The organism is Thalassospiraceae bacterium LMO-JJ14, assembly GCA_021555105.2.
Taxonomy (GTDB): Bacteria; Pseudomonadota; Alphaproteobacteria; order Rhodospirillales; family Casp-alpha2; genus UBA4479.
Genome location: CP134604.1, coordinates 3,543,783 through 3,570,088 on the forward strand (window position 1 = coordinate 3,543,783; position 26,306 = coordinate 3,570,088).

22 protein-coding genes are annotated in these 26,306 nt (G+C 61.4%); 14 read left to right on the forward strand and 8 right to left on the reverse strand.

Annotated elements, in window-relative coordinates; genetic code table 11:
- Nucleotides 1-5: 5 nt before the first annotated feature.
- Entirely contained in the window at nucleotides 6-371 is a 366-nt protein-coding gene (locus L2D14_16785) for a hypothetical protein (protein ID WNJ99512.1), read from the forward strand.
- The gene (locus tag L2D14_16790; GenBank protein WNJ99513.1) at nucleotides 358-690 is read left to right on the forward strand and encodes a hypothetical protein; all 333 of its coding nucleotides are present in this window, start codon (nucleotides 358-360) and stop codon (nucleotides 688-690) included. Before L2D14_16785 ends, L2D14_16790 begins: the two co-directional genes overlap by 14 nt.
- A gap of 122 nt (nucleotides 691-812) precedes the next feature.
- Here the strand turns inward: L2D14_16790 and L2D14_16795 are convergent, their stop codons facing one another.
- Complete coding sequence (locus tag L2D14_16795) at nucleotides 813-2,123, reverse strand: aspartate aminotransferase family protein (GenBank protein ID WNJ99514.1); 1,311 nt, start codon at nucleotides 2,121-2,123, stop codon at nucleotides 813-815.
- A 203-nt stretch (nucleotides 2,124-2,326) separates the two neighbouring features.
- Here L2D14_16795 and L2D14_16800 point away from each other — a divergent pair, with 203 nt between their 5' ends.
- The 3 genes from L2D14_16800 (at nucleotide 2,327) to L2D14_16810 (ending at nucleotide 5,869) form a co-directional block, all read left to right on the forward strand.
- Nucleotides 2,327-3,799, forward strand: a complete 1,473-nt coding sequence (locus tag L2D14_16800; GenBank protein ID WNJ99515.1) for a PLP-dependent aminotransferase family protein — start codon at nucleotides 2,327-2,329, stop codon at nucleotides 3,797-3,799.
- A gap of 79 nt (nucleotides 3,800-3,878) precedes the next feature.
- Nucleotides 3,879-4,931, forward strand: a complete 1,053-nt coding sequence (locus tag L2D14_16805; protein ID WNJ99516.1) for a 2-dehydropantoate 2-reductase — start codon at nucleotides 3,879-3,881, stop codon at nucleotides 4,929-4,931.
- Nucleotides 4,932-4,945: 14 nt separating this feature from the next.
- On the forward strand, nucleotides 4,946-5,869 hold the full coding sequence (locus L2D14_16810; protein WNJ99517.1) for a bifunctional enoyl-CoA hydratase/phosphate acetyltransferase: 924 nt from the start codon (nucleotides 4,946-4,948) through the stop codon (nucleotides 5,867-5,869).
- A gap of 42 nt (nucleotides 5,870-5,911) precedes the next feature.
- On the opposite strand, the gene L2D14_16815 is transcribed toward L2D14_16810, so the two are convergent.
- Nucleotides 5,912-6,343 carry a nuclear transport factor 2 family protein gene (locus L2D14_16815; protein WNJ99518.1) on the reverse strand — a complete coding sequence of 144 codons (432 nt, stop codon included), beginning with the start codon at nucleotides 6,341-6,343 and terminating at the stop codon, nucleotides 5,912-5,914.
- 11 nt (nucleotides 6,344-6,354) lie between these two features.
- Nucleotides 6,355-7,995: a thiamine pyrophosphate-binding protein gene (locus L2D14_16820; GenBank protein ID WNJ99519.1), complete on the reverse strand. Its 1,641-nt coding sequence runs from the start codon at nucleotides 7,993-7,995 to the stop codon at nucleotides 6,355-6,357.
- Between the two features lie 278 nt (nucleotides 7,996-8,273).
- On the opposite strand from L2D14_16820, the gene L2D14_16825 reads away from it, so the two are divergent.
- Both L2D14_16825 and L2D14_16830 read left to right on the forward strand, forming a co-directional pair.
- Nucleotides 8,274-9,566, forward strand: coding sequence for an ammonium transporter (locus tag L2D14_16825; protein WNJ99520.1), 1,293 nt, complete (start codon nucleotides 8,274-8,276; stop codon nucleotides 9,564-9,566).
- Nucleotides 9,567-9,588: 22 nt separating this feature from the next.
- Nucleotides 9,589-9,927 (forward strand): P-II family nitrogen regulator, encoded by a 339-nt coding sequence (locus L2D14_16830; protein ID WNJ99521.1) that lies wholly within the window; start codon nucleotides 9,589-9,591, stop codon nucleotides 9,925-9,927.
- A gap of 134 nt (nucleotides 9,928-10,061) precedes the next feature.
- On the opposite strand, the gene fdhF is transcribed toward L2D14_16830, so the two are convergent.
- From fdhF to sucC, 5 genes are all read right to left on the reverse strand, one after another.
- A complete protein-coding gene (gene fdhF / locus L2D14_16835) occupies nucleotides 10,062-12,824 on the reverse strand; it encodes a formate dehydrogenase subunit alpha (protein WNJ99522.1) in 2,763 nt (920 codons plus the stop codon).
- Nucleotides 12,824-14,530, reverse strand: a complete 1,707-nt coding sequence (locus L2D14_16840) for an NAD(P)H-dependent oxidoreductase subunit E (GenBank protein ID WNJ99523.1) — start codon at nucleotides 14,528-14,530, stop codon at nucleotides 12,824-12,826. The genes fdhF and L2D14_16840 overlap by 1 nt, the downstream gene beginning before the upstream one ends.
- Before the next feature lie 12 nt (nucleotides 14,531-14,542).
- Nucleotides 14,543-15,085 (reverse strand): hydrolase, encoded by a 543-nt coding sequence (locus tag L2D14_16845; protein ID WNJ99524.1) that lies wholly within the window; start codon nucleotides 15,083-15,085, stop codon nucleotides 14,543-14,545.
- Nucleotides 15,086-15,251: 166 nt separating this feature from the next.
- Nucleotides 15,252-16,130: a succinate--CoA ligase subunit alpha gene (sucD, locus tag L2D14_16850; GenBank protein ID WNJ99525.1), complete on the reverse strand. Its 879-nt coding sequence runs from the start codon at nucleotides 16,128-16,130 to the stop codon at nucleotides 15,252-15,254.
- 14 nt (nucleotides 16,131-16,144) lie between these two features.
- Complete coding sequence (sucC, locus tag L2D14_16855) at nucleotides 16,145-17,308, reverse strand: ADP-forming succinate--CoA ligase subunit beta (protein ID WNJ99526.1); 1,164 nt, start codon at nucleotides 17,306-17,308, stop codon at nucleotides 16,145-16,147.
- Nucleotides 17,309-17,641: 333 nt separating this feature from the next.
- On the opposite strand from sucC, the gene L2D14_16860 reads away from it, so the two are divergent.
- The 7 genes from L2D14_16860 (at nucleotide 17,642) to L2D14_16890 (ending at nucleotide 26,297) form a co-directional block, all read left to right on the forward strand.
- Complete coding sequence (locus L2D14_16860; GenBank protein ID WNJ99527.1) at nucleotides 17,642-18,397, forward strand: GntR family transcriptional regulator; 756 nt, start codon at nucleotides 17,642-17,644, stop codon at nucleotides 18,395-18,397.
- Between the two features lie 30 nt (nucleotides 18,398-18,427).
- Nucleotides 18,428-20,170: an oxalyl-CoA decarboxylase gene (oxc, locus tag L2D14_16865; protein ID WNJ99528.1), complete on the forward strand. Its 1,743-nt coding sequence runs from the start codon at nucleotides 18,428-18,430 to the stop codon at nucleotides 20,168-20,170.
- A 38-nt stretch (nucleotides 20,171-20,208) separates the two neighbouring features.
- Nucleotides 20,209-21,483 (forward strand): formyl-CoA transferase, encoded by a 1,275-nt coding sequence (gene frc, locus L2D14_16870; protein WNK01699.1) that lies wholly within the window; start codon nucleotides 20,209-20,211, stop codon nucleotides 21,481-21,483.
- A 111-nt stretch (nucleotides 21,484-21,594) separates the two neighbouring features.
- Nucleotides 21,595-22,512 carry a methionyl-tRNA formyltransferase gene (locus L2D14_16875; GenBank protein WNJ99529.1) on the forward strand — a complete coding sequence of 306 codons (918 nt, stop codon included), beginning with the start codon at nucleotides 21,595-21,597 and terminating at the stop codon, nucleotides 22,510-22,512.
- A gap of 45 nt (nucleotides 22,513-22,557) precedes the next feature.
- A complete protein-coding gene (locus L2D14_16880) occupies nucleotides 22,558-24,231 on the forward strand; it encodes a formate--tetrahydrofolate ligase (protein WNJ99530.1) in 1,674 nt (557 codons plus the stop codon).
- Nucleotides 24,232-24,243: 12 nt separating this feature from the next.
- Nucleotides 24,244-25,107 (forward strand): universal stress protein, encoded by an 864-nt coding sequence (locus L2D14_16885; protein WNJ99531.1) that lies wholly within the window; start codon nucleotides 24,244-24,246, stop codon nucleotides 25,105-25,107.
- 206 nt (nucleotides 25,108-25,313) lie between these two features.
- Nucleotides 25,314-26,297, forward strand: a complete 984-nt coding sequence (locus tag L2D14_16890; protein ID WNJ99532.1) for a tripartite tricarboxylate transporter substrate binding protein — start codon at nucleotides 25,314-25,316, stop codon at nucleotides 26,295-26,297.
- Nucleotides 26,298-26,306: the final 9 nt, after the last annotated feature.

Here is a 26,306-nt window from a genome sequence, read left to right on the forward strand (position 1 = left end):
ACAAGATGCCGTCCACGGTCCAGAAGATATCCCGCTACGCCGTCCAGGTGCTGAACAAGCGCACCGGCCCGGCGCCGCGCCCGTCGATCATCGTCCGGCTGTATCTGGACGACGGCAAGATGGTCGGTACCGCGGTTTTCAAGAACTACGGCAATTTGGAAGCCGAGCTGCCGTTCGGGCAGAACGAAAATGAAAACGTCACGGCGTTTTTCGATATCAGCTTTTACGAGGCCTTTGTCGGCTTGCTTCGGACCGAAGAAGACCTGTACTGGAAAATCCAGTGGACACAGCTCGGCGCGCGCCGGGAAGTCGCGGATGTGTCCCTCGACACCAAAGAAGAAATCATCGGCGAGTACTTTGCCAAGGGCTGAGATCGCCGCATTCTCGGTGCTGCTTCTGTTCGCCGTCCCGGCCGACGCCGGTCCGGACGATCCCTATTACCGCCTGATGTACGATTACGAGGTCGCGAGTTTCTGCGGCCTCGTCAAATCCCCCGTGCACAGCGCCTACAAGGAAAAGCGCGCGGATATTGAAGCGTCGTCGGACCTGTCGTTCCAGGAGCTGACGAAGATCCGTATCGGCGCCATGGCCGACGCCGAGCGCGAATACATCAATCGCGGGCTGGGCGGACACAAGCCCTGGTGCCGTTCGGACGGCGTGGCGGGAGTGCAGCGGATTTTAGCGGAATAACCCCCTCACCTGTCCTCTCCCCCACTCCGTAGGGGAGAGGGACTCTCGCATAAATGCACAGTTCCTCTTATCCCTCTCCCCCTTTCAGGGGGAGAGGTTAGGTGAGGGGGTGTTGAACGGTTTCAGATCTTCGACAGCGTGGCGCGCAGCTTGTCGACCATTTCGTCGATATGCTTTTCCTCGGCGATGAACTGCGGCGCGATGATGCCGGCGTCGCCGGTGAACTTCACGTGCAGGCCGTTCCAGAACAGATCCTTCTGCAACTGCGTGCCGAGCGCGCCGGGCGCGCCCTGCGGCTTGACCTCGACCGCCGCCAGCAGGCCATAGCTGCGGATGTCCTTGAGGCATTCCAGGTCTTTCAGGCTGTGGATCGCTTCGCCGAAGTAGCCGGAAAGCTTGCCGGCGCGTTCGAACAGGTTCTCGCGCTGATAGATGTCCTGCGCCACGTTGCCCGCCGCGCACGCCGCCGGGTGACCGGAATAGGTGTAGCCGTGGAAGAACTCGATGGCGTTTTCCGGCGAGGCATTGGTGATGGTGTCGTAAATCTCGTCCTTCACCGCGACCGCACCCATCGGCTGCGCGCCGTTGGTCAGGGCTTTGGCCATGGTCATGATGTCCGGGGTCACGCCGAAGGCATCGGCGGCGAAGCTGTGGCCGAGGCGGCCGAAGCCGGTGATGACTTCATCGAACACCAGAAGGATGCCGTGCTGGTCGCAAATTTCACGGAGACGCTCAAGATAGCCCACCGGCGGCACCAGGCAGCCGGTCGAGCCTGCAATCGGCTCGACGAAGACGGCGGCGATGGTCGAGCCGCCATAGGTTTCGCAGATACGCGCCAGGTCTTCCGCCAGTTCCACACCGCGTGTCGGCTGGCCCGGGACGAAGGCGTTTTCTTCCATCCAGGTGTGACGCATGGTGACGACGTTCGGCATGACGTTGGTAAAGGTCTCGCGGTTCTTGACCATGCCGGCAAGGCTGACGCCGCCCATGTTGACGCCGTGATAGGCGCGTTCGCGCGACACGAAACGGGTGCGATGCCCCTCGCCGTTGGCCCGGTGATAGGCCATCGCCATCTTCAGCGCGGTATCGATGGACTCGGACCCCGAGTTGACGAAAAACACGTGGTTGATCGGTTCCGGCGTGATGCGTGCGACCTTGCTCGCCAGTTCGAACGAGCCCGGGTGACCGAGCTGGAACGGCGGCGTGTAATCGTTGGTCAGAAGCTGTTCGCGCACGGCGTCGGCGATTTCCGGACGGCCATGGCCGAGCGGCACGCAGAACAGGCCGCTTGAACCGTCAATCACGGTGCCGCCTTTATGATCGATGAAATACACCCCTTCCGCCTTCACGACGATCCGGGGATCGGCCTTGAATTCGCGGTTGGCCGTAAACGGCATCCAGTGCTGCTCGAGCGAGTTCGTCGTGAATTCCATGGTATCCTCCACAATCCAAAAGCCGCGCCGGTTCGCCGCGGGCCTGTAAACATCATTGCTGATCGTCGACATGTACAGGCCAAAGCGGGCCGGGTCTGTCGTTATTCCTAGACATTAACCGTAGACGTTTGACCTGGACCCACAATAGGGCCAGATTCCAGCATTATTCCAGACCACGCAAAGCCACGGGGGAGGTTTCAGGCGTGCGAGACGCGATTTTTCATCTGAAGCGGAACAGGAATATCAGCCTGCAGGCGCAGATCCGCGAGACGCTGGTCGACGCGATCCTGGGCGGTCAGCTCGGCGGCGGAGAACCCCTGCCCTCCAGCCGACGCATGGCGGAAAACCTCGGCGTTTCCAGAAATACCGTCGTGCTGGCGTATCAGAACCTGGTCGATGACGGCTACCTGATCCCGCGTGAACGCAGCGGCTATTACGTAAACGAGGAAATGTGCGGCCAGACGGTCCACTCGCCCGCCGGCCCGCCCCGCCCGCTCAATGACGGCATCGACTGGGAACGGCGGTTCCGCGTCCACCCGAGCCGCCAGGAAAACATCGAAAAAGCCATCGACTGGTCGTCGTACCCGTATCCGTTCGTCTATGGGCAGGTGGACCAGCAGCTTTTCCCGCTGGCGGCGTGGCGCGAGTGTGCCCGCCAGGCGCTCGGCCGGCGCGCCATGGATGCATGGACCGGCGACCGTCAGATCCACGATGACCCGATGCTGATCGAACAGATCAGAACCCACATCCTGCCGAGACGGGGCATCACCGCCAGCGCCGATGAAATCCTTGTCACCATGGGCGCGCAGAATGCCCTGTATATTCTGGCCAGCCTGCTGTTCACGGAAAGCACCACGGTCGGCCTCGAAGATCCCGGCTATCCGGACATGTTCAACATCGCGCGCCTGAAAAGCGATCGCGTGGTGCCGATCCCCGTCGACCAGCACGGCTTGCCGGCGGACCAGCGGATCGACGGCTGCGAATACCTGTATGTGACGCCGAGCCACCAGTTCCCGACAACGGCGACGATGCCGATGTCGCGCCGCGAAGAACTGCTGGCCCGCATCGAACGCAACGACGCGATCCTGATCGAGGACGATTACGAGTTCGAGACCAATTACGTCGGCCGCCAGACCCCGGCGCTGAAATCGATGGACGATGCCGGGCGGGTGATCTACGTCGGTTCGCTGTCGAAGTCGCTGTTTCCGGGGCTGAGACTGGGCTACATGGTTGCGTCGCCGAACCTGATCGCCGAGGCGCGTGCGCTTCGCCGCCTGATGCTGCGCCACCCGCCGACGGTCAACCAGCGCCAAACGGCGCTGTTCCTCTCGCTCGGCCATCACGACGCCCTGATCCATCGCCTGCACCGGGAATTCCGCATCCGCTGGGAAAAGATGGACCACGCGCTGCAGCACTTCCTGCCGGCCTCGGCGACCCGCCCCGGCTTCGGCGGCACCAGCTTCTGGGTCAAGGGACCGGATAAACTGGACGCCCGCGAACTGGCCGAACGCGCGCGCGAGGAAGGCGTCCTGATCGAACCGGGCCGCGTGCATTTCCTTGGGGCTGACAGGCCGAAGAACTACTTTCGCCTCGCCTTCTCGTCGCTGCCGGCCGAGCGGATCGAGCCCGGCATCCGCATCCTCAGCGAACTGATTTACGGTTTCGGACGGCTGTAAGCCTGATCCCCGCTTGACCCGCCCGGGGCATGCCTCTTCTAATACGCGCCGGGGAAACGACAGATCGGGGACATCCATAATGAGCAAACGCATCGCCATCATGGGCTGCGGCGCGCTCGGCGGCTACGTCGGCGGCTATCTGACACGGAACGGCCTCGACGTCACCATGATCGACCCGTGGCCGGCACATGTCGCGGCCATGCGCGACCCCGGCCTGAAACTCGAAGGCGTCACCGACGAGGAATGTTTCGACGTCGCATGCAACACGGTTCTGCAATCGGAATTGCCGCCGCCGGGCGGGATCGGCCCGTTCGATATCGTCTTCATCGCCGTCAAATCCTATGACACCCATGACGCCGCCCAGTTCATGCAGCCGTATCTGGCGGACGGCGGGTTCGCGGTGTCGTTGCAGAACGGCATCAACGAACACCTGATCGCCGCCGTGCTGGGTGCCGAACGCACCGTCGGCTGCATCGCCAGCCAGATTTCCTTGTCGTTGCCGGGGCCCGGCAACATCCAGCGCAAGATCAAGAAGGGCGGCGACCAGCACACCGTGTTCCGGGTCGGCGAAATCAACGGCGACGTGACGCCGCGCGTCCGCGAAGTGGCGGACATGCTGTCCATGATCGACAGCACACGGGCGACCGATAACCTGATGGGCGAACGCTGGTCGAAGCTGGCCGCGAACGCCATGCGCAACCCGGTTTCCGCCGCCACCCAGCAGGGCGCCAATACCAACGACAAGGATGCGAACATGCGCCGCATCACCATCGGCCTGGCCGCCGAAGCCGTCCGCGTCGCCCGCGCCGAGAATGCGAAACTGGTCAAGATCATGGGCCTCGATCCCGATCAACTGCTCGCCGCCGATGAAGGCGACGCCGCCGCGCTTGAAGCCATCACCGCGAAATTCCATGACGACATGACGCGCCGCAAGGACAGCCAGCGCCCGTCGATGGCGCAGGACGTGGAAAAGGGCCGGCCGACCGAAATCGATCACATCAACGGCCTGATCGTCGAGCGCGGCAAAAAGCACGGCATTCCGACACCGTTGAACGCCGCGATCTGCACCGTCATCCGCCGTATCGAGAGCGGCGAAAGCACACCCGGGCCCGACGCGCTCGGCGATCTTTGAGGACATGATACACCATGCTGAGTGACCACCCCTTCGAAGTCCCCGACGCCCTGATCGCCAAGGCAAAAGCGCTGCCGGCCGTCGAGATGGCGGTTGCCGGCGCCGATCATCCGGTGGCCATGGAAAGCGCCAGGCAGGCGGCGGAACATGGCTTCATCATCCCGACGCTGGTCGGCGACAAGGCGGACATCGAACGTATCGCCCGCGATCTCGGCTGGGATATTTCCGGGATCCGCATCGTCAACTCGAAGCCCGAAGGACATGCCGCCGACGCCGCCGTGCAACTGGCCTCCGCGGGCGAGGTGCAGGCGCTGATGAAGGGCCAACTGCACACCGACGCCATCATGCGCGCCGTCGTCGCGCGCGAGGCCGGGCTCAGGACCGAGCGCCGGATCAGCCATGTCTTTCACATGACCGCGCCCGGCTCCGACAAGGTGCTGATGATCACCGACGGCGCGGTCAACGTCGCACCCGATGAAAAGACCCTTTTGCATATCGTGCAGAACTCGGTCGATCTGGCGCATGCGCTGGGCTACGAGATGCCGAAGGTAGCCATGTTGTCGGGATCCGAAAGCGTTATCGAGAGCATGCCGTCAACCATGCTGGCGCGCCAGATCGTCGAGCGCGCCAATACCGGCGAGGTTGCAAACGCCCACGTCGACGGGCCGTTCGGCTTCGACAACGCGGTCTCGCCCGATGCGGCGAAGCTCAAGGGCATCGGCGGCCCGGTCGCCGGTCAGGCGGATATTCTCGCGGTGCCGAACATCGAAATGGGCAACGGGCTGTTCAAGATGCTGGTGTATTTCCGCTCCGCGCTGGCTGCCGGGGTCGTGCTCGGCGCCAAGGTGCCGATCGTCCTCACCAGCCGCGCCGACCCGCCGGAAGCCCGCCTCGCCGCCAGCGCCATCGCGCAGATCAGGGCGAATTATAAGGGCTGACAATTCATCCTTCGAGACGGCCTGACGGCCTCCTCAGATCGCCTAATGCAGTCTCGGCGCCGGGCTGTCCCCGTCGTCGTCGCTGTCCTGTTCTTCGTCGGGTGCGTCGGGGCAGGGTCCGGCATGATGCGAAATCATCCGCCACTGCCCGCCTTCCCGGGCGAAACCGTTGCTCGCGACCAGCGTCCCGCCGCCCAGCGTTTCGTAACAGATGACCAGCGCGAAATCGCCATGGGCGACGATGCGGGCGGTATGCATCTGCATCTCGCGGACCCCCGGATCGGCGAGGATGTGCGCCCAGCTGCGCATGATCTCGGCACGGTCATAAATCGGCGTCGCGCCCGGATGCAGACAGACGCAGGGAACCTCCCTGGCCCAGATGCCGTCCATCGCCTCGATATCGCCGGCGGCGAAGGCGGCATAAAACGCTTCGTTCGCAAACAGGATCAGCGTGTCATCCGTACCCTTGGCCATGCGGGGCTCGCTTACAGCTCGCTGAGACGGCGGCCGGGGGCGATGTCCTCGGGATCGATGCGGATTTCGATCAGCGCCATCCGGTCGCTGGCGATCGCATCTTCGAGGGCCGGTCGGAACCCCGCCGTCTTCGTCACCAGATAGCCCTTGCCGCCGTAGGCTTCGCACAACGCCGGGAAGTTCGGGTTAATGATGTCGGTGGCGGAAATGCGGTCCGGGAAACGCCGCTCCTGGTGCATGCGAATGGTGCCGTACATCGAATTGTTGACGACGATGAAAATCACATTGGCGCCATATTGCATCGCCGTGCCGAGCTCGTTGCAGTTCATCTGGAAGCAGCCGTCGCCGGCGAACGAAACGACGACGCGGTTCGGGTGTTCGAGCTTCGCCGCCACCGCCGCCGGCACGCCATAGCCCATGGCGCCGGACGTCGGCGCGAGCTGCGTGCCGGGTTTCCTGTAACGGTAATAGCGATGCACCCAGATCGCATAGTTCCCGGCACCGTTGGTGACAATGGCGTCGTCGGGCAGAAGCTCGCGAACGGTTTCCATCACCGATCCCATGTCGACGTCGCTGCTGGACGCCGCCGGGGTCGTGAAAGCCATGTAATCGGCGTGTGCGGCTTTTGCATCGTCGGCCCACGCCACACTGTCGAGCGGTGCCATATCCGCGCAGGCTTCCAGAAACTGCGTCACATCCGCCTGGATCGGCAGCTCGGCGGCATAGACCCGGTTCAGTTCCTCGCCCGACGGATGCACGTGCACCAACGGCTGATCCGCGTGCAGCGGCTTCAGAAGCTCATAACCGCCGGTCGTCATTTCGCCCAGCCGGGGGCCGATGACGATCAGCGGATCGGCGGTCCTGACGCGGTCGATCAGCTTCGGGTCGGCGCCGATGCCGACATGGCCGGCGTAAAGCGGATGCGTGTTATCGAAACAGTCCTGGCGGCGGAATGCGCACGAAACGGCAATGTTGTTGGCCTCGGCAAAGCGGGTCAGGGCGGCCGTTGCCTGCGGTGTCCAGCCGCCGCCGCCGGCCATGATCAGCGGGCGTTTCGCCGTCGCCAGACGGGCGCGGAATTTCTCAACGTCCTTCGCCGCGACGCCGGGCCGGGCAATCGTCACCGGCTTGGTTTCCGGCGCATCGGCCTTGTTCGACAGCATGTCTTCGGGCAACGCCAGCACCACCGGACCGGGACGACCGGCCAGCGCCGTCTGGAAAGCGCGGCTCATATATTCAGGTACGCGCGACGTATCCTCGATCTCGGCAACCCATTTCGCCATTTGACCGAACATGCGGCGGTAATCGATTTCCTGGAACGCCTCGCGGTCGGCCTGATCGCGCGCCACCTGACCGACGAGGACGATCATCGGCGTCGAATCCTGAAACCCCGTATGCACGCCGATCGACGCGTTGGTCGCGCCGGGTCCCCGCGTCACCATGACGACGCCGGGCTTGCCGGTCAGCTTGCCATAGGCCTCGGCCATGTTGGCGGCGCCGCCTTCCTGGCGGCAGACCGTCACCTTGATCTGGTTGGAGACGTCATACAACGCGTCGAGGACAGCCAGATAGCTCTCGCCGGGCACGCAGAAAACCCTGTCGACACCATTGGCGACCAGCGCCTCGACCACCATCTGACCACCTGTACGCATGTCTTATGTCCTCATTTTGCGGAAAATCAGCGGCCATATTCGCCAAGCCCCGCCCGCTTGGCAATGCCCGCAATCGACTACAGTCAAAACAACCGGGCAAAGTTGGCCCCGGTTTTGCTGTTATCCCTGTGTTACGGGAGAAACCAACGGTCAGCGCGGAATTATGCCCTCGTTTTAGGCATTTTCCGAAAAAGCTGATCAAGGGATATGCAACGAAGCGGTGTGCCGAGCGGCTTGGGAGAGCCAAATCACCGTTTCGACAAATCGGAGGGAACACTATGTCGGGTACAATAAACCGGTGTGGCGGCGCTGCGATCGCGCTGGCCATGATGCTGATCGCCTTTCCGGCGGCGGCACAGGAAGTTAACGGCGCCAACACGGCGTGGATACTGACGTCGACGGCGCTTGTGCTGTTCATGACGTTGCCGGGACTGGCGCTGTTCTATGGCGGTCTGGTTCAGGCCAAGAACGTGCTTTCGGTGCTGATGCACTGCTTCGCCATTGCCTGCCTTGCCTCGATCCTGTGGTTCGCGGGCGTTTACAGCCTCGCTTTCGATGCAGGCAACGGTCTCGTCGGGGGCCTCGGCAAAGCGATGCTCAACGGTGTCGGCTTCGATAGCCTGTCCGGCGATATTCCGGAAAGCGTGTTTTTCATGTTCCAGATGACCTTCGCCATCATCACCCCGGCGCTGATCGTCGGCGCCTATGTGGAACGCATTAAGTTCTCGGCGGTGCTGCTGATCAGCGGCTTGTGGCTGATCTTTGTCTATGCGCCCGTCTGCCACTGGGTGTGGGGCGGCGGATTTCTTGCCGGCATGGGTGTGATGGATTTCGCGGGCGGGCTGGTCGTGCATGCCACCGCCGGTACATCGGCACTGGTCATCGTCAAGGTCCTGGGCGCCAGACCCGGATACCCGACGCAACTGCATCCGCCGCACAGCCCCGGCATGACCATGATCGGGGCGTCCATGCTGTGGGTCGGCTGGTTCGGCTTCAATGCCGGCAGCGCGCTTGCCGCCAACGGCAGCGCCGGCATGGCCATGGCCGTGACGCACATCTCGGCCGCCACGGCGTCTCTGGTGTGGATCTTCATCGAATGGAAGAAATTCGGCAAACCGAGCCTCGTCGGTGTCGTCACCGGCATGGTCGCGGGGCTGGCGACGATCACCCCGGCGTCGGGTTTCGTCGGCCCGCTCGGCGGGCTTTGCATCGGGCTTCTCGGGGGCTTCGTGTGTTACGGCGCCGTCGTTCTGATCAAGGAGAAACTGAAATTCGATGACTCCCTCGACGTCTTTGCCGTGCACGGTGTCGGCGGGATCCTCGGCACACTGGCGGCCGCCGTGTTCGTCATCGAGGAACTGGGCGGGGCCGGTCTTGCCGAGGGCATGACGGTGACATCGCAGCTCGGCGTACAGGCACTGGGCGTCAGCGCCACGGTGGTCTGGTCCGCGGTCGCGACCCTGATCATCGCCTATATCGCCAAGGCTGTTTGCGGTATTCGCGCCGACGACGATGAAATGGAAGAAGGGCTCGACCTTTCGTATCACGGCGAACGCGACTACAATTTCTAACCCAGGGACAGAGGAGAGACAGATGAAACTCATTATGGCGGTCATCAAACCATTCAAGCTCGAAGCTGTCCGGTCGGCGCTGACGGAGCTTGGCGTCGAGGGCATGACGGTTTCCGAGGTCAAGGGCTTCGGACGCCAGAAAGGCCAGACGGAAATCTACCGCGGGGCCGAATACAACGTCGAGTTCGTGCCCAAGGTCCGGCTCGAAATCGTCACCGATGACGAACGCGCCGAACGCGTGGTCGAAGCGGTGCGCGAAGCGGCGCAAACCGGCAAGATCGGCGACGGCAAGATATTCGTTCTCGATGTCGAACAGGCGGTGCGCATCCGTACCGCCGAAACCGGCAACGACGCACTTTAAGATACGCGACTTAATCGTCAGGGCCGTCCACGCCTTCGGGCAGCGGGCGGCCCTTGCGATTCGGGGTCCCGCGGAAATGTAATATCGTCACCCCGGCCTTCGCCGGGATGACGATAAAGTCCGAACCCGCCCCCCTAGCGCAGCGGCTCCACCTTGGCGGCACAGTACTTGAACTCGGGGATCTTGCCGATCGGATCGAGCTGCGGGTTGGTCAGTTCGTTGGCCGAGGCCTCGACGTACGCGAACGGGATGAAGATCGTTCCCGGCGCCACCGCATTGTCGGCGCGCACCGCGATTTTGACCTCGCCCCGGCGCGTCGACACCTTCACCTTGTCGCCCGGCTCGATGCCGAATTTGGCGATGTCGATGGTGTTCATCTGCACCGTCGGCGTCGGCTGCACCTGGTCGAGCACATACGAGCGCCGCGTCATCGCGCCGGTATGCCAGTGTTCGAGTTGACGCCCGGTGATCAGGATGTAGGGGAATTTCTTGTCCGGCACTTCGTTGGGCGGCGTGACGTTGGCCGGAACGAACTTGCCGAGCCCGTCGTCGGTCACAAAACGGTCGGCAAAAACGATGTCCTCGCCTGGATGACCCGGCGCCGGGCACGGATAGGTGACGGAGTTCTCGTTCTCCAGCCGCTGCCAGGTAATGTTGTCGAGCGACGGCATTGCCTGTTTCATCTCCGCGAACACATCGGCCGGCGACTTGTACTTCCACTTCAGACCCAGACCCTTGGCCATCTGCACCGTGATCCACCAGTCCGGCTTGGCGTCGCCCGGCGCATCCAGCGCCTTGCGGCCCATCTGCACCTGGCGGTTGGTGTTCGATACCGAGCCGTCCTTTTCCGGCCATGCCGTCGCCGGCAGCACGACATCGGCGAACATCGCCGTTTCGGTGAGGAAAATGTCCTGCACCACCAGATGATCGAGCTTGGCCAGCGCATCGCGCGCATGGTTGGCATCCGGGTCCGACATCGCCGGGTTTTCGCCCATGATGTACATGCCGTGAATTTCATCGTCATGAATGGCGTGAATGATCTCGACCACGGTCAGGCCCGGATCGGGATCGAGTTTGGTCTGCCACAGTTCCTCGAAGCGGCCCCGCAGGTCGTCGTTGCCGACCTTCATGTAATCGGGGAAGACCATCGGGATCAGACCCGCATCGGACGCACCCTGCACGTTGTTCTGACCGCGCAGCGGATGCAGACCGGTACCGGGACGCCCGGTGTGGCCGGTCATCAGCGCCAGCGAAATCAGGCAACGCGCATTGTCCGTGCCGTGCGTATGCTGCGACACACCCATACCCCAGAAGATGATCGACCGTCCTGAGGTCGCGTATTTGCGGGCGACCGTGCGCAGTTCATCGGCCGCGATGCCGCAAACGGCTTCCATCTTCTCGGGCGAGAAGTCCTTCAGGTGCTTCTTGATCTTGTTGAAACCCTCGGTGTGCGACTGGATGTACTGCTTGTCGTACAGGCCTTCCTCGACGATCACGTGCATGATCGCGTTCAGCATGGCGACATCGCTGCCCGACTTGAATTGCAGCATGTGCGTGGCGTGGCGTTTCAGGGCCTGGCCGCGCGGATCCATGACGACCAGCTCGGCGCCGCGTTTGACGGCCTGCTTGAAATAGGTCGCGGCGACCGGGTGGTTTTCGATCGGGTTGGCACCGATGACGACAATCACGTCCGCGTCCTTCGCCGCCATGAACGGCGCGGTCACGGCACCGGAACCGATGCATTCCATCAGCGCAGCCACCGACGATGCATGGCACAGACGCGTGCAGTGATCGACGTTGTTGGAGCCAAAACCGGTCCGCACCAGCTTCTGGAACAGATACGCTTCCTCGTTCGAGCATTTGGCCGAACCGAACCCGGCAAGGGCCTTCGGCCCGTGCTTGGTGCGGATGCCCTTCAGGCCCTTGGCGGCAAGCTTCAATGCTTCGTCCCACGTCGCTTCTCGGAAGTGGGTATAGGGATTGGCGGGATCGACATTGATGCCCTTGGGCTTGCCCGGCTTGCGGATCAGCGGCTTGGTCAGGCGCTCCGGGCTGGTGACGTAATCGAAGCCGAAGCGGCCCTTGACGCACAAGCGGTTTTCATTCGAACGCCCGCCGGCGCCCTCGACCCAGGCGATTTCATCGCGGCCGGTCTTCTTGTTCTTCTTGATGTTGTAGGTGATCTGACAACCGACACCGCAGTACGGACACACCGACTGCACCTGCTTGTCGGCGACACGCCCGCCCCGGCCCTTGTCATCGATGATTGTCTTCGGCATCAGCGCGCCGGTCGGGCAGGCCTGCACGCACTCGCCGCAGGCGACACAGGTCGAATTGCCCATCGGATCGTCGAAATCGAAGACGATCTTGGCGTCGTGCCCACGCGACGCCATGCCGATGACGTCGTTGACCTGCACTTCGCGGCACGCGCGCACACACAGATTGCAATGGATGCAGGCATCGAGATTGACCGCCATCGCCGAATGCGAGACGTCCGGCTTGGGACGGTTGCCCTTGGGGAAGCGCGACGTCTTGACGTTCATCGCTTTGGTCCAGCTCAGGAACGCAGACTGGCTGTCATGCGCGTCCTTGGTCTTCGGCTGATCGGCCATCAAAAGCTCGATCACCATTCTGCGGGACTTCTTGGCACGTTCCGACTGGGTGAAAACTTTCATGCCATCCGCCGGGGTGCGCACGCACGACGCCGCCAACACGCGCTCGCCTTCGATCTCGACCATGCAGGCGCGGCAGTTGCCGTCGGCCCGGTAACCGGGCGCGTCCTTCCAGCAGAGGTGCGGAATCGTCTTCCCCCGACGTTTGGCGACCTGCCAGATCGTTTCGTCGGGTTCAGCAGTGACTTTCTTGCCGTCGAGCGTGAAGGTAATTTGGTCCGACATCACGTAATGTCCTTCTTGAAGTATTTGATCACCGAGCGGATCGGGTTCGGCGCTGCCTGCCCCAGACCGCAGATCGATGCATCCATCATGGCATCCGAAAGTTCACCAAGCAGTTTGGTGTTCCACTTCTTGGTATCCATCAGTTTGACCGCTTTCTCGCAGCCGACACGGCACGGTGTACACTGACCGCAGCTTTCATCTTCAAAGAATTTCAGAAGATTCACGGACACGTCGCGCATGTGATCCTTGTCCGACAGGATCACCACGGCGTGCGACCCGACGAAGTGCCCGTACTTTTCAAGCTGGCCGAAATCGAGCGCAAGATTGCCCATCGACGCGGGCATGATCCCACCGGACGGCCCGCCCGGCAGATAGCCCTTGAAGGTATGCCCGTCGAGCATCCCGCCACAGGCTTCGATCAGTTCTTCCGCCGTCGCACCGGCCGCGGTCAGCACCACACCCGGGTTCTTGACGCGCCCGGAAACGGAATAAGACCGGTTGCCCTTGTGGCCGTCGCGGCCCTGCTTGATGAACCAGTCGGCCCCCTTGGCGAGGATTTCCGGCATCCAGTAAACGGTTTCGACGTTGTGAACCAGCGTCGGGCGGCCGAAGACGCCGACCTGTGCCACATACGGCGGGCGGTGACGCGGCAGGCCGCGTTTGCCCTCGATGCTTTCGATCATCGCGCTTTCCTCGCCGCAAATATAGGCACCCGCGCCACGGCGCAGATGCACATAACCGGGCTCGATGATCTTCTTCTTTTCGAGTACCGCGATTTCCTTGAGCAGAACGTTGCGGATGTGCGGATATTCATCGCGGAGATAGATATAGACCGCCGTGGCATCCACACCCCAGGCGCCGATCAGCATCCCTTCGAGGAATTGGTGCGGTTTGGTTTCCAGATAGAGCTTGTCCTTGAACGTCCCCGGCTCGCCTTCGTCGGCGTTGATGCACATGTAACGCGGCCCCTCGGCCGCACGCACGAACTTCCACTTCTGCCCGGACGGAAACCCGGCGCCGCCCAGCCCGCGCAGTCCGGCTTCGAGAAACGTCTCGATGACCTGATCGGGCGTCTGCTTGCCCTTGCGCAGACCCTTCAGAACTTTGTAGCCGCCCGCCTTCACATAGGCATCATGGCTCTGGTATTTGACTTTCGCAGGCTTGATGTCGCGGTTTTTGGCGGCTTTCAACAACGACGCAACCGACACGTTGCCGGTATAATTCTGGCCGATCGCCGCCGCCGGCGCCTTGTCGCAAAGTCCCATGCACGGCGCGTGCTGGACTCGCACATACTTGGGCGCCTTGTTACCAAGCGATTTGATGATGTCCTTGGCGCCGGCCATTTCGCAGCTCAGCGAATCGCAGACCCGGATCGTCACTTCGGCCGGGGCATCCTCGCCTTCGCGGACCACGTCGAAGTGATGATAGAATGTCGCGACCTCGTACACCTCGGCCATTGCCAGCTTCATTTCCTCGGCCAACGCCGCCAGATGCGCGGCTGACAGATGCCCGTACTTGTCCTGAATCAGATGCAGGTGCTCGATCAGCAGATCCCGTGCGCGGGACTTGCCTTTCAAAAGCTTCTGCACGTCCCCCCGTGCATCGGGCTGAACCTGTCGGCCTTTCGGGAAGGCCCGCGATTTCTTGCGATTGCCGCCGCCCGGGCGAACAGGCTTGGTTTTCTTTCTTTTCTCGAATGTATCCATAATGCCGTAAACCTATTTCACCAATGGCAGCAGTTTCTTGAAAGCGTCCGTCCCGGCTTTTCCTAGCCATTCGAACACGACCATTTCCGTCGTAACAATGCCCGCTCCGCAAGCCCCCAGACGGTCGAGGCATGCCCGCTCGCTTTCCAGCGTGCGTGACGACGTCGCATCCGTCACGACAAACACCTCATAGCCTTCGTCCATCAGGTTGACTGCTGTCTGCATGACGCAGATATGCGCCTCCATCCCGGCTATGACGGCCTGTTTGCGCCCCAGGGCGTGGAATGTATCGGCAAAGTGTTGATCTTCCATGCAGGAAAAATGCATCTTTTCCAACACCGGCAGGCCGCTCGACACCGAAGCAATTTCCTTCACTGTCTGGCCCAGTCCCTTTGGGTACTGTTCCGTCAGCAGAACAGGAATTTCCAGCTCGCGGGCCACGGAAATCAGAAGCTTCGCATTCTTGATGGTGCGCGCCGGCGCCTGCATGGCCGGCACAAGCCGCTCTTGCATGTCGATGACGATGAGGCATGAATCGCTTGATCGTATTAGCATGGATGCCGTCCGGCTTTGATGCCTTTACCCATTGCAACCGATGAACGAGAACGCCGTTCACGACCGCTTCCTCCGTTGCCATTCCGCTCAATGGCGCGCGACACACCATATGGCGCGTCTTGCCCGGTGGTCAAACATACATCGAACGCCGTTTCGTTGACGCACATTAGGCACGCACCATTGCATCGGCCATCGCCGGCGCGACAGAGACTACGTTCTCGACGACACTCGCGCCCGCAGCCTTGAGAGCCGCGTTCTTCGTAACGGCATTGCCGCTGCCGAACACGGAAAGCGTTCCGGCATGGCCCATGCGGCGTTGCGCCGGGGCATGGCGCCCGACAACCAGGGCGATGACGGGCTTTTCGTAGGACTGCGCCTTCAGAAATGCCGCCGCCTGTTCTTCCTCGCTGCCGCCGATTTCACCGATCAGCACGACGCCATGCGTGTCCGGGTCGGCCATGAAAAGTTCAAGGCAGCGGACAAAGCCTATCCCGTGCACGGGATCACCGCCGATGCCGACCGTTGTCGACTGGCCGAGGCCGAGGCTGCTAAGACTGGCGACGACTTCGCTGGTCAGTGAGGCCGACCTGGAGGCAATGCCGATGTGGCCGGGCTTGGCATCGGCCGTCGACATGACGCCGATTTTGCAGGCCCCCGGGGTCAGAACGCCTTGCGAGTTCGGCCCGACCAGTTCGCTTTTCGAGCCCCGGAGTGCATCTTTGACACGCACCATATCAAGCACCGGAATGCGTTCGGTGACGCACACGATCAAAGGCATTTCCGCCTCGATCGCCTCGATCATGGCCTGCGCGGCGTTGTGCGCCGGCACCATGATCATGCTCGCATTGGCAGCGGCTTCGCGCATCGCTTCACCGACCGTGTTGAACACGGGACGGCCGATATGGTTCTTGCCGCCCTTGCCGGGGCGCACGCCGCCGACAACGTTGGTGCCGTAGTTGATGGCCTGATCGGTATAGAACGTGCCGGATCGCCCGGTCATACCCTGTACGATCAGTTTGGTGTTTGCATTTGCAAGAATGCTCATGTTTCCGTTCCCCCTCAGGCCGCGCGCGCGATTGCGGTCTGAACCGCATCGCTTATCGAATCGCAGCGCTCATGCGGCACGTTCCGGTCGACCAGCATTTGCCGCGCATAGTCGGCATTATGTCCGGCAAGGCGGGTCACGACCGGCACCTTGCGGTCCGACCAGGCGAGCGCAAGCGCCAGCGCTTCGGCAATGGTGTCGCAAGGCGTCATGCCGCCACCGTGAATGTGCACGAGTATCGACTTCACGTTCGGGTCGCTCAGCAGCATGCCGATCCCGCGCGCCACCTGCAGGCTCGTCGCGGTGGTGCGGATATCCATGAAGTTGGCGGCACGCCCGCCGGCATCGGTGATCATGTCCTGGGTCGCCAGGGCAAGCCCCGCACCGTTGACGACGACGCCGATATTACCGTCGAGGCGGACCAGATTGATCTCGTCCTTCTGTGCCTGCATCTCGATTTCATCCCCTTCCGCGCCGGAAGAGAGGGTGGCGAATTCCGGATGCCGGTAGAGCGCATTGTTGTCGATGCTGATCTTGGCATCGACCGCGCAGAACGTGCCGTCGCGGGTCAGCGTCAGGGGATTGACCTCGATCAGGGTTGCATCCGTGCGCAGAAACACCTTGACCAGAGCGGCGATGATATCGCGCGCCTCTGCCGCCGGTGTACCGGAAATCCCGAGCTTGTCGAGGAACCCGGTACAGGCGGCATCGTCGAACGCGCCGTCATAGGAGACGCTCAGGGCCTCGACGATCCCGGGTTCGCGTTTGACGCGTTCCTCGAAATCGACACCGCCCGCTTTCGAGCCGAGCACCGAAACAGTGCCGCTCGACTGATCGACAATGACGGCAAGAAAAAAATCACGTTCGGAATCGACAGCCGTTTCGACATACACCCGCTCGACGGTTTCGCCGTCGGCGCCGGTTTGCGGCGTCACCAGCCGGGCGCCGATCAGGCGCTTGGCGATTTCACCGACCTTGCTCGGCGTTGCCGCCAGCTCGACGCCGCCGGCCAGACCGCGCCCGCCGGCCAGGATTTGAGCCTTCACGGCAAATTTATGTCCCGGCAGTACGCGCGCCTGCGCTTCCGCGTCGGCGGGCGTCGTGGCGATATGTCCCTCGGGCACGGGCACGCCGTATTGCGCCAGGATTTCCTTCGCTTCGTGTTCATATAAATTCATGGGCCACCTCCCGGTCTGCTGGGGATAAAACCTGCATGCAGTTGTTATTGCGATTTTTTTGCTTGCAATTCAGTCTGATTTATCCCTTCAATCTGGTATACCATATACCAGTGAAGAAGTTTCGGCAATTCAAAAAACTGCAGAAAACCAAGGGTTACAGAGGGAACTTTAGGTGCACCGCAACATAAAAATGTTCAGATTCAGCTATTGCGGCTGCATGGGAGGTGGCATATGGTATACCAAGTACATATGAAGCGGCCGGGCGGGCGTCAGGTGCGGATAACGCATCGTCACCCGATAAAAAAGCAATCCGGCGGCAATCAGGAGGGGGCGATGGCGCGGAGCTTGAAGCTCAAGGCAGTCGGCACGAATTTCAGCCTCAAGGATCATATCTATGAGGTGCTGAAAGAAGCCATCACCGGCATGAATATCTATGATGCCGATGCCAACCTGAAGCTTGAAGAACGGAAAATGGCCGAGCAGCTCGGCATTTCCCGCACCCCGATTCGCGAAGCCCTGGCCCGTCTCGAACAGGAAGGCTTCGTAGATATCCAGCCCCGCAAGGGCATCTTCATCAAACGCAAGTCCAGAGAAGAAGTCCTCGAGATGATCACCGTCTGGGCGGCACTGGAAAGCATGGCGGCGCGCCTGACGACGACCCATGCCAGCGACGACGAAATCAGTTCGTTGCGCCGCATGGTCGCCGATTACACCAAAAACGAAGCGCGCGAACACATGGACGAGTATTCGGAAGCGAATATCCGCTTTCATCGCCGCATTCTCGAACTTTCAAAATGCTCGATGCTGCATTCCATCGCCGACGGATTGTTCTTGCACATGCGCGCCATCCGCGCCCGCGCCATGGCCGAGGCCGACCGGGTCAGCCTTTCGGTCGACGACCACATGCACATCATCGAGGCGCTGGAAAAGCGCGACGGCGATCTCGCCAGCAAACTGGTGCGCGAACATACCATGCAGTTGCATGCGCATATTCGCCAGAGCTGGCACGAATTCACGGACCACGCCCCGGAAGACGACGACAAGTCCGAACCGGCGCCAACCCGGTCCAAACGCAAAACTGCCGGCTGAAAACAGCCGCCCGACCACGGAGGATACGACATGTCGTCGACCGCGACGGAAGTCCAGGCAACTGAAGCCACCGATGACGCACAGGCGCTCACCGATGGGTTCCATCTTGTCATCGATGCGCTGAAACTTAACGGTATCAGCACAATATATAATGTCCCGGGGATTCCGATCACCGATCTCGGCCGCATGATGCAGGCCGAAGGCTTGCGTGTCCTGTCGTTCCGCCACGAACAGCATGCCGGGTATGCCGCCGCGATCGCAGGCTACCTGACGAAAAAGCCCGGTGTCTGCCTGACGGTGTCCGCGCCCGGCTTCCTCAACGGTCTGACCGCGCTGGCGCACGCCACCACCAACTGTTACCCGATGATCCTGATTTCCGGTTCGTCGGAGCGTGAAATCGTCGACCTGATGCAGGGCGACTACGAGGAAATGGACCAACTCGCCATCGCCAAGCCGATGTGCAAGGCGGCATACCGCGTGCTGCACGCCGAAGACATAGGAATCGGCATTGCGCGTGCCATCCGCGCCGCGGTTTCCGGCCGTCCGGGCGGCGTTTACCTGGATCTGCCGGCAGCGCTGCTGGGTCAGGTCATGGATGCCGAAGCAGGCGCCAAATCGCTGGTCGAAGTCATCGACCCGGCACCGGCGCAGCTACCGGCACCGGATTCCGTCAAACGCGCGCTGGATGTTCTCAAATCCGCCGAGCGGCCGCTGATCGTTCTCGGCAAGGGCGCCGCCTATGCGCAGGCCGATGACGCCATCCGCGCGCTGGTCGAAAAAAGCGGCATTCCGTACATCGCCATGAGCATGGCCAAGGGCCTTTTGCCGGACGATCACGATCTGTACGCCGGCGCCGCCCGCTCGCTTGTGCTGAAAGAATCCGACACCGTGATGCTGATCGGTGCCCGGCTCAACTGGCTGCTGTCGCACGGCAAGGGCAAAACCTGGGGCACGGCGCCGAAGAAATTCATCCATATCGATATCGAACCGAAGGAAATGGACTCCAACGTCGAAATCGTCGCCCCGCTGGTCGGCGATATCGCATCGTGCGTCGATGCCCTTCTGGACGGCATGGGGAACGGCTGGACACCGCCGCCCGCGGCATGGACCGACGCCGTCAAGGCGAAGCGCGACACCAACGTCGAGCGCATGGCGCCGAAGCTGCAAAACAACAACGTGCCGATGGATTACCACGGCGCACTCGGCGCGCTGAAACGGATCATCGCCGCCAACCCCGACGTGATCCTGGTCAACGAAGGCGCCAACACGCTCGATTTCGCACGCTCCATCATCGACATGTTCAAGCCCCGCAAGCGGCTTGATGTCGGCACCTGGGGTGTCATGGGCATCGGCATGGGCCAGGCCATCGCGGCGGCCGTGGAAACCGGTCATCCGGTGCTCTGCGTCGAGGGTGACAGCGCCTTCGGGTTCTCCGGCATGGAGGTCGAGACGATCTGCCGTTACAACCTGCCGGTCTGCGTCGTTGTCTTCAACAACGGCGGCATCTACCGCGGCACCGACACCAATCCGACCGGCGGCGCCGACGTGGCACCGACGGTGTTCGTCAAGGACGCGCGTTATGACAAGATGATGGAAGCGTTCGGCGGCGTCGGCGTGTATGCGACATCCCCCGACGAGCTGGCACAGGCGGTCGAAGAAGCCCTGAAATCGGGCAAGCCGACCCTCGTCAACGCCGTCATCGACGGAAACGCCGGTACCGAAAGCGGCCGTATCGGCAATCTCAACCCGCAAAGCGTCGTGTCCAAGAAATAAGAACACGTCATGGCATTCACACCAATAAGCAGGAGCAAATTATGAAAGCTCTAGAAGGCGTCAAAATTCTCGATTTCACCCACGTCCAGTCCGGGCCGACCTGTACCCAGTTGCTGGCCTGGTTCGGTGCCGACGTCATCAAGGTCGAACGCCCCGGTGTCGGCGATGCGACGCGCAAGCAACTGGTCGACGTGCCGGGCGCGGATTCGCTCTACTTCACCATGCTCAATCACAACAAGCGTTCGATCGAGCTGAACTCGAAGAACGAGACCGGCAAGGAAGTGCTGGAGCGTCTGATCAAAACGTGTGACGTGCTGGTCGAAAACTTCGCGCCGGGCGCGCTGGACCGTATGGGGTTCACCTGGGAACGCATTCAGGAACTCAATCCCCGCATGATCATGGCGTCCGTGAAAGGCTTCGGCCCCGGCAAGTACGAAGACTGCAAGGTCTACGAGAACGTCGCCCAGTGCGCCGGCGGTTCGGCATCGACAACCGGCTTCGTCGACGGCATCCCCGTTGTGACCGGTGCGCAGATCGGCGATTCCGGCACCGGACTGCACCTGGCGCTGGGCATTGTAACCGCGCTGTTCCAGCGCGAGAAAACCGGCAAGGGCCAAAAGGTTCTGGCCGCCATGCAGGACGGCGTCATCAACCTTTGCCGCGTCAAGCTCCGCGATCAGCAGCGTCTCAAGGCCGGTCCGCTCAAGGAATACTCCCAGTTCGGCGAAGGCATCCCGTTTGGCGATGCGACGCCGCGCGCCGGCAACGATTCCGGCGGCGGTCAGCCGGGCCGCATCCTGAAGTGCAAGGGCTGGGAAACGGACCCCAACGCGTACACGTACTTCATCACCCAGGCGGCTGTCTGGGAAAAGATCTGCGACGTCATCGGCGAGCCGGACTGGAAAACCAAGGAAGGTTACGCCACGCCGCCCGAACGCCTCGACAAACTGAACGAGATTTTCGCACGCATCGAAGAGTGGACGATGACCAAGGACAAGTTCGAAGTCATGGATATCTGCAACCCGCTCGACATCCCCGTCGGCCCGATCCTCAGCATGAAGGAAATTGCCGAGGATGAAGGCCTGCGCGCGACCGGCACGATCGTTGAAGTCGATCATCCGGAACGCGGCCCGTACCTGACGGTCGGGTGTCCGATCAAGCTTTCGGGCTCGCCGGTCGAGGTCGAACGTTCGCCGCTGCTCGGTGAACATACCGAAGAAATTCTGACGCAGGTTCTGGGCTACGCGGACGGCGATCTGGAGCGGATCAAGGCATCCGGCGCCGTCGGCCAGGTCAAGGCCGCGGCCGAGTAATTCAGGCCGCCCGGTCTTTCGGGCGCGCCGTAACGATAAGCCCGGCAAACCGGGCGCTGTACGAAATGATTTGAAGGGGCGCCAGCGTGTGCCCCTGACAGGAGAGGAAATATGCGCGTTATCGTCATGGGTCAGCAGGCGTTCGGCAAGGATGCCCTGGCCAAGATTCTGGAAGCCGGAGTCGACGAAGTAGTGGCCGTTTACTGCGAGCCTGACAAGGACGGTAAGCCGCTCGACCCGATCAAGGAATTCGCCCTGGAACAAGGCCTGACTGTCCATCAGCCGGCGCACTTCAAGGATCAGGAAAGCCTCGACGAGTTGGCCGCGCTGAACGCCGACCTGATGGTCATGGCGTTCGTCAACGTGTTCGTGCCGGAAGCTGCACGCAATACCCCGAAGCTCGGTTCGATCTGCTTCCATCCTTCGCTGCTGCCTCTGCACCGCGGTCCGTCCGCAGTCAACTGGCCGATCATCATGGGCAGCACCAAGTCGGGTTATTCCTGGTTCTATCCGACGGATGGCCTCGACGAGGGCGATGTCCTGATGATGTGGGAATGCCCGATCGAGCCGGACGACACGGTGATCGATCTCTACTTCAAGAAGATATATCCGGCGGCCATCGATTCTGTTCTCGAGGTCTGCGATCTGTTCCGTTCGGGAAATCCGCCACGCATCGTCCAGGACGAAGCCGGTGCGACTTACGAACGCCGGTGCACGGCGAAGCATGCCCACATCGATTGGAACAAGCCGGTCAAGCAGGTTTACGATCTGATCCGCGGCACCAACCCGTCGCCCGGTGCGTGGACGACCTTCGGCGGTGCCGAAGTCGGCGTCTTCGATTGCCAGCGGGTCGAGGGTGATGGCGTCAGCAGCCGCGTCGTCGACGTGTCAGAAGACGGCGTGACCGTGCAATGCATAGGTGGGCGTATTCTGCTAAAGCGTGTACGCCCTGCCGGTGGGGGCAAGGTATCCGCCGCCGAATGGGCCAATGACGCCGGCTTAGAGGCCGGCACCAACCTGGGCGACTGAACGGCCGCCGGTACAAACAACTGATTGAATTGGGAATCTCTAACTATGGCAAAAACCGATATCGAAATCGCCCGCGAAGCCTCGCCGAAGCACATCAATGACATCGGCGCTAAGCTCGGCATCAAGGAACAGCATCTGCTGCCTTACGGCCACGACAAGGCAAAGGTTTCCGCCGATTTCATCAAAAGCATTGAAGGCAACGATACCGGCAAGCTAATCTTGGTGACGGCCATCAATCCGACCCCCGCCGGTGAAGGCAAGACGACGACCACCGTCGGTCTCGGCGACGGTCTCAACCGTATCGGCAAGAAAGCGACGATCTGTATTCGCGAAGCATCCCTCGGCCCGAACTTCGGCATGAAGGGCGGCGCCGCCGGCGGCGGCTATGCACAGGTCATCCCGATGGAGGACATGAACCTCCACTTCACCGGGGATTTCCACGCCATCACGTCGGCGCACAACCTTCTCTCGGCGATGATCGACAACCACGTCTATTGGGGCAACGAGCTTGAGATCGACGTCCGCCGTATCGTCTGGCGCCGCGTCCTCGACATGAACGACCGCGCACTGCGCCAGATCAACTGCTCGCTCGGCGGCGTCGCGAACGGCTTCCCGCGCGAAGCCGGGTTCGACATTACCGTGGCCTCCGAAGTGATGGCCATTCTGTGCCTGGCTTCCGACCTCGCCGATCTGGAACAGCGCCTTGGCGACATGATCGTCGCCTACCGCCGCGACCGCACGCCGGTGTATTGCCGCGACATCAAGGCCGAAGGCGCGATGGCGGTCCTGCTCAAGGACGCCATGCAGCCGAACCTGGTGCAGACGCTGGAAAATAATCCTGCCTTCGTGCACGGCGGCCCGTTCGCCAACATCGCGCATGGCTGCAACTCGGTCGTCGCCACCAAGACCGCGCTCAGGCTCGCCGACTATGTCGTCACCGAAGCCGGGTTCGGCGCCGACCTGGGGGCCGAGAAGTTCTTCGACATCAAGTGCCGCAAGGCCGGCCTCAGCCCGAACGCGGTGGTCATCGTCGCCACCATCCGGGCGCTGAAATCGAACGGCGGCGTCGGCAAGGACAAGCTCAACGAGGAAAACGTCGACGCCCTCAAGAAAGGCTGCCCGAACCTCGGCCGCCACCTCGAGAACCTGAAGAAATTCGGCGTGCCGGTCGTGGTTGCGATCAACAACTTCTACACCGATACAGATGCCGAGGTCGAAGCCGTCAAGGAATACGTCGCCTCGCAGGGCGCCGAAGCAATCCTTTGCGAACATTGGGCCAAGGGATCGGAAGGCACGGTGGCGCTCGCCAACAAGGTCGTCGAACTCGTCGATTCCGGCGCCGCCAACTTCAAGCCGCTGTACCCCGACGACATGTCCCTTTTCGACAAGATCAACACCGTGGCGAAGGAGATCTACCGCGCAGACGAGGTCATCGCCGACACGAAAATCCGCAATCAGCTCAAGGACTGGGAAGAAGCCGGCTATGGCAACTTGCCCGTCTGCATGGCGAAGACGCAGTATTCGTTCTCGACCGATCCGAACCTCAAAGGCGCGCCGACCGGCCATTCCGTGCCGATCCGCGAAGTCCGTATTTCAGCCGGTGCCGGCTTCATCGTCGTTGTCACGGGTGAAATCATGACCATGCCGGGTCTGCCCCGGAAGCCTGCATCGGAATCGATCCGGCTCAACGCTGAAGGCCTGGTCGAGGGTCTGTTTTAAGGAGCACGGAAGATGGCGTTCCGCACGATACTCGTTCCGATCCGCGGTGACGGCAGAGGTGAATCCGTGCTCGATCATGCATGTGCATTGGGCCGGCACTTCAACGCGCACATTCGTGCGGTGCACTGCAAGCCGAGCGCCAAGGATCTGATTCCTTTCGGCGTCGCGGTCCCGTCCCTGGTCAGGGATCAGATCAACAAGTCCGCCTCACTGATCACCGACAACGAAGTTGAACGCCTGAAATCCCTGTTCGACGCCTATGTCAAAAAGAATGACATTGCCGTCTGCGATACGCGCCCGCCTATGCATGACACACTGACGATCTCGTGGAGTGTCACGGACGGCAAGCAGGCCGACATCGTCGGCATTTGGGGCCGCCTGGCCAGTGTTGTCGCCGTCGCACAGCCGGAACTCGATACCAATCTCGGCCAGCACACACTTGAATCGGCGTTGCTCAATACCGGGCGTCCGGTGCTTTTGTGCCCCAAGACCCCGCTTACCACACTAGGTGATAATGTCGCCATTGCCTGGAACGGGTCAGCGGAATCGGCACGTGCCATCGCTATGTGCGGGTCCATCATCGCCGAAGCGAAATCCGTCACCGTGCTGTGCGCAGAGGATGCGCAAAATCTTGAACTCAGCGCCGAAGACCTGATCCTGCACCTGCAGGATCATGACATTACGGCAACCGCGAAGACCGTGAAGTCGAAAGAATCATCCCTCGGACAAAGTCTCGTGACCGCCGCCAAGGAAAGCGGCGCCGACGTTATCATCATGGGCGCTTACGGCCGTAGCCGCGGACGCGCCATGGTTCTGGGCAGCGTTACGCAATGGATCATCGATCACACGGATATGCCGGTCCTTTTGGTGCACTAGGCCTGGAATTAACAAGGTTAAGGCATGAATTTGATTTGATCGAACGAAGGACAGTAACTTATCATTGGTATACCTAACACCAAGATTAGGTCCCAAAGGGCAACGTCACCAACAGAAGTGACCATAAATGAACATCCAGTTTTGACCATGTTGCCGGTTTATCCGCTTATGCAGTGCCGGCAGAGAATATAACTTGGGAGGTTATTATGGCTATCTCTAGACGTCACATTCTTGGCTTAGCCGGTGCACTCAGCATTGGCGCAATGGTTGCCGGCATGCCCGGCACGGCTGCCGCTTGGGAGCCGACAAAACCAATCGACTTCATCATCATGGCCGGCAAGGGTGGGGGCGCCGATAAAATGGCGCGCCTGATGCAGGCAATCGTTGAGCAGGAAAAGCTGGCTTCGAAGCCGCTGGTTCCCGTCAACAAATCCGGTGGCTCGGGTGCAGAAGCACTGATCGCCGCCAAGGGTGCAAACGACCCCGATCACACTATCATGGTGACGCTCAACTCGTTCTTCACGACGCCGCTGCGTCAATCGAAGCTCGGCATCGACATCATGACGTTCGCACCTGTCGGCCGCATGGCGGAAGACACCTTCCTGCTTTGGGTGCACAAGGATTCCGGCATCAAGACGTTCGAGGAATTCCTCGCCAAAGCCAAAGCGGACGGCAACAAATGGGTGATGGGCGGTACGGGTAAAGCGCAGGAAGACGAACTCCTGACGGAATACCTGAACAACAACTTCGGCCTGAAGATCAAGTACGTGCCGTACAAGGGTGGCGGAACCGTTGCCAAGCAGTTGGCCGGCAAGCACATCAACTCCAGCGTCAACAACCCTTCGGAAGCTCTTGGCTTCTATGAGTCGGGTGACGTCGTGCCGATCCTCACCTTCACCGCAGAACGTCTGCCGCTGTTCAAGGATGTCCCGACCCTTAAAGAAAAAGGCAAGGACTTCTCATATGGCATGCAGCGTGCCGTTGTCGGTGCGCCTGGTATGAGCGCCGATGCCCTGAAGTACTATCAGGATCTCTTCTCCAAGGTCTATCACTCGGCCAAATGGCAGAAGTACCGGAAAGACAAGTCGCTGTTCGGCGATGAGTTGTCCGGCGCTGCGCTGAAAACCTATTGGGACGCTCAGCGCGAACGTCACCGGAAGATGCTCGTTGAAATGGGTGCGATCAAGTAAGCAGCCATA

Excerpts from the sequence above, each read along its gene's own strand:
- L2D14_16785 (WNJ99512.1), top strand. The coding sequence starts at position 6 with ATGCCGTCCACGGTCCAGAAGATATCCCGCTACGCCGTCCAGGTGCTG.
- L2D14_16795 (WNJ99514.1), bottom strand. The coding sequence starts at position 2,123 with ATGGAATTCACGACGAACTCGCTCGAGCAGCACTGGATGCCGTTTACG.
- L2D14_16805 (WNJ99516.1), top strand. The coding sequence starts at position 3,879 with ATGAGCAAACGCATCGCCATCATGGGCTGCGGCGCGCTCGGCGGCTAC.
- L2D14_16810 (WNJ99517.1), top strand. The coding sequence starts at position 4,946 with ATGCTGAGTGACCACCCCTTCGAAGTCCCCGACGCCCTGATCGCCAAG.
- L2D14_16815 (WNJ99518.1), bottom strand. The coding sequence starts at position 6,343 with ATGGCCAAGGGTACGGATGACACGCTGATCCTGTTTGCGAACGAAGCG.
- L2D14_16820 (WNJ99519.1), bottom strand. The coding sequence starts at position 7,995 with ATGCGTACAGGTGGTCAGATGGTGGTCGAGGCGCTGGTCGCCAATGGT.
- L2D14_16825 (WNJ99520.1), top strand. The coding sequence starts at position 8,274 with ATGTCGGGTACAATAAACCGGTGTGGCGGCGCTGCGATCGCGCTGGCC.
- L2D14_16830 (WNJ99521.1), top strand. The coding sequence starts at position 9,589 with ATGAAACTCATTATGGCGGTCATCAAACCATTCAAGCTCGAAGCTGTC.
- fdhF (WNJ99522.1), bottom strand. The coding sequence starts at position 12,824 with ATGTCGGACCAAATTACCTTCACGCTCGACGGCAAGAAAGTCACTGCT.
- L2D14_16840 (WNJ99523.1), bottom strand. The coding sequence starts at position 14,530 with ATGGATACATTCGAGAAAAGAAAGAAAACCAAGCCTGTTCGCCCGGGC.
- L2D14_16845 (WNJ99524.1), bottom strand. The coding sequence starts at position 15,085 with ATGCTAATACGATCAAGCGATTCATGCCTCATCGTCATCGACATGCAA.
- sucD (WNJ99525.1), bottom strand. The coding sequence starts at position 16,130 with ATGAGCATTCTTGCAAATGCAAACACCAAACTGATCGTACAGGGTATG.
- sucC (WNJ99526.1), bottom strand. The coding sequence starts at position 17,308 with ATGAATTTATATGAACACGAAGCGAAGGAAATCCTGGCGCAATACGGC.
- L2D14_16860 (WNJ99527.1), top strand. The coding sequence starts at position 17,642 with ATGGCGCGGAGCTTGAAGCTCAAGGCAGTCGGCACGAATTTCAGCCTC.
- oxc (WNJ99528.1), top strand. The coding sequence starts at position 18,428 with ATGTCGTCGACCGCGACGGAAGTCCAGGCAACTGAAGCCACCGATGAC.
- L2D14_16875 (WNJ99529.1), top strand. The coding sequence starts at position 21,595 with ATGCGCGTTATCGTCATGGGTCAGCAGGCGTTCGGCAAGGATGCCCTG.
- L2D14_16880 (WNJ99530.1), top strand. The coding sequence starts at position 22,558 with ATGGCAAAAACCGATATCGAAATCGCCCGCGAAGCCTCGCCGAAGCAC.
- L2D14_16885 (WNJ99531.1), top strand. The coding sequence starts at position 24,244 with ATGGCGTTCCGCACGATACTCGTTCCGATCCGCGGTGACGGCAGAGGT.
- L2D14_16890 (WNJ99532.1), top strand. The coding sequence starts at position 25,314 with ATGGCTATCTCTAGACGTCACATTCTTGGCTTAGCCGGTGCACTCAGC.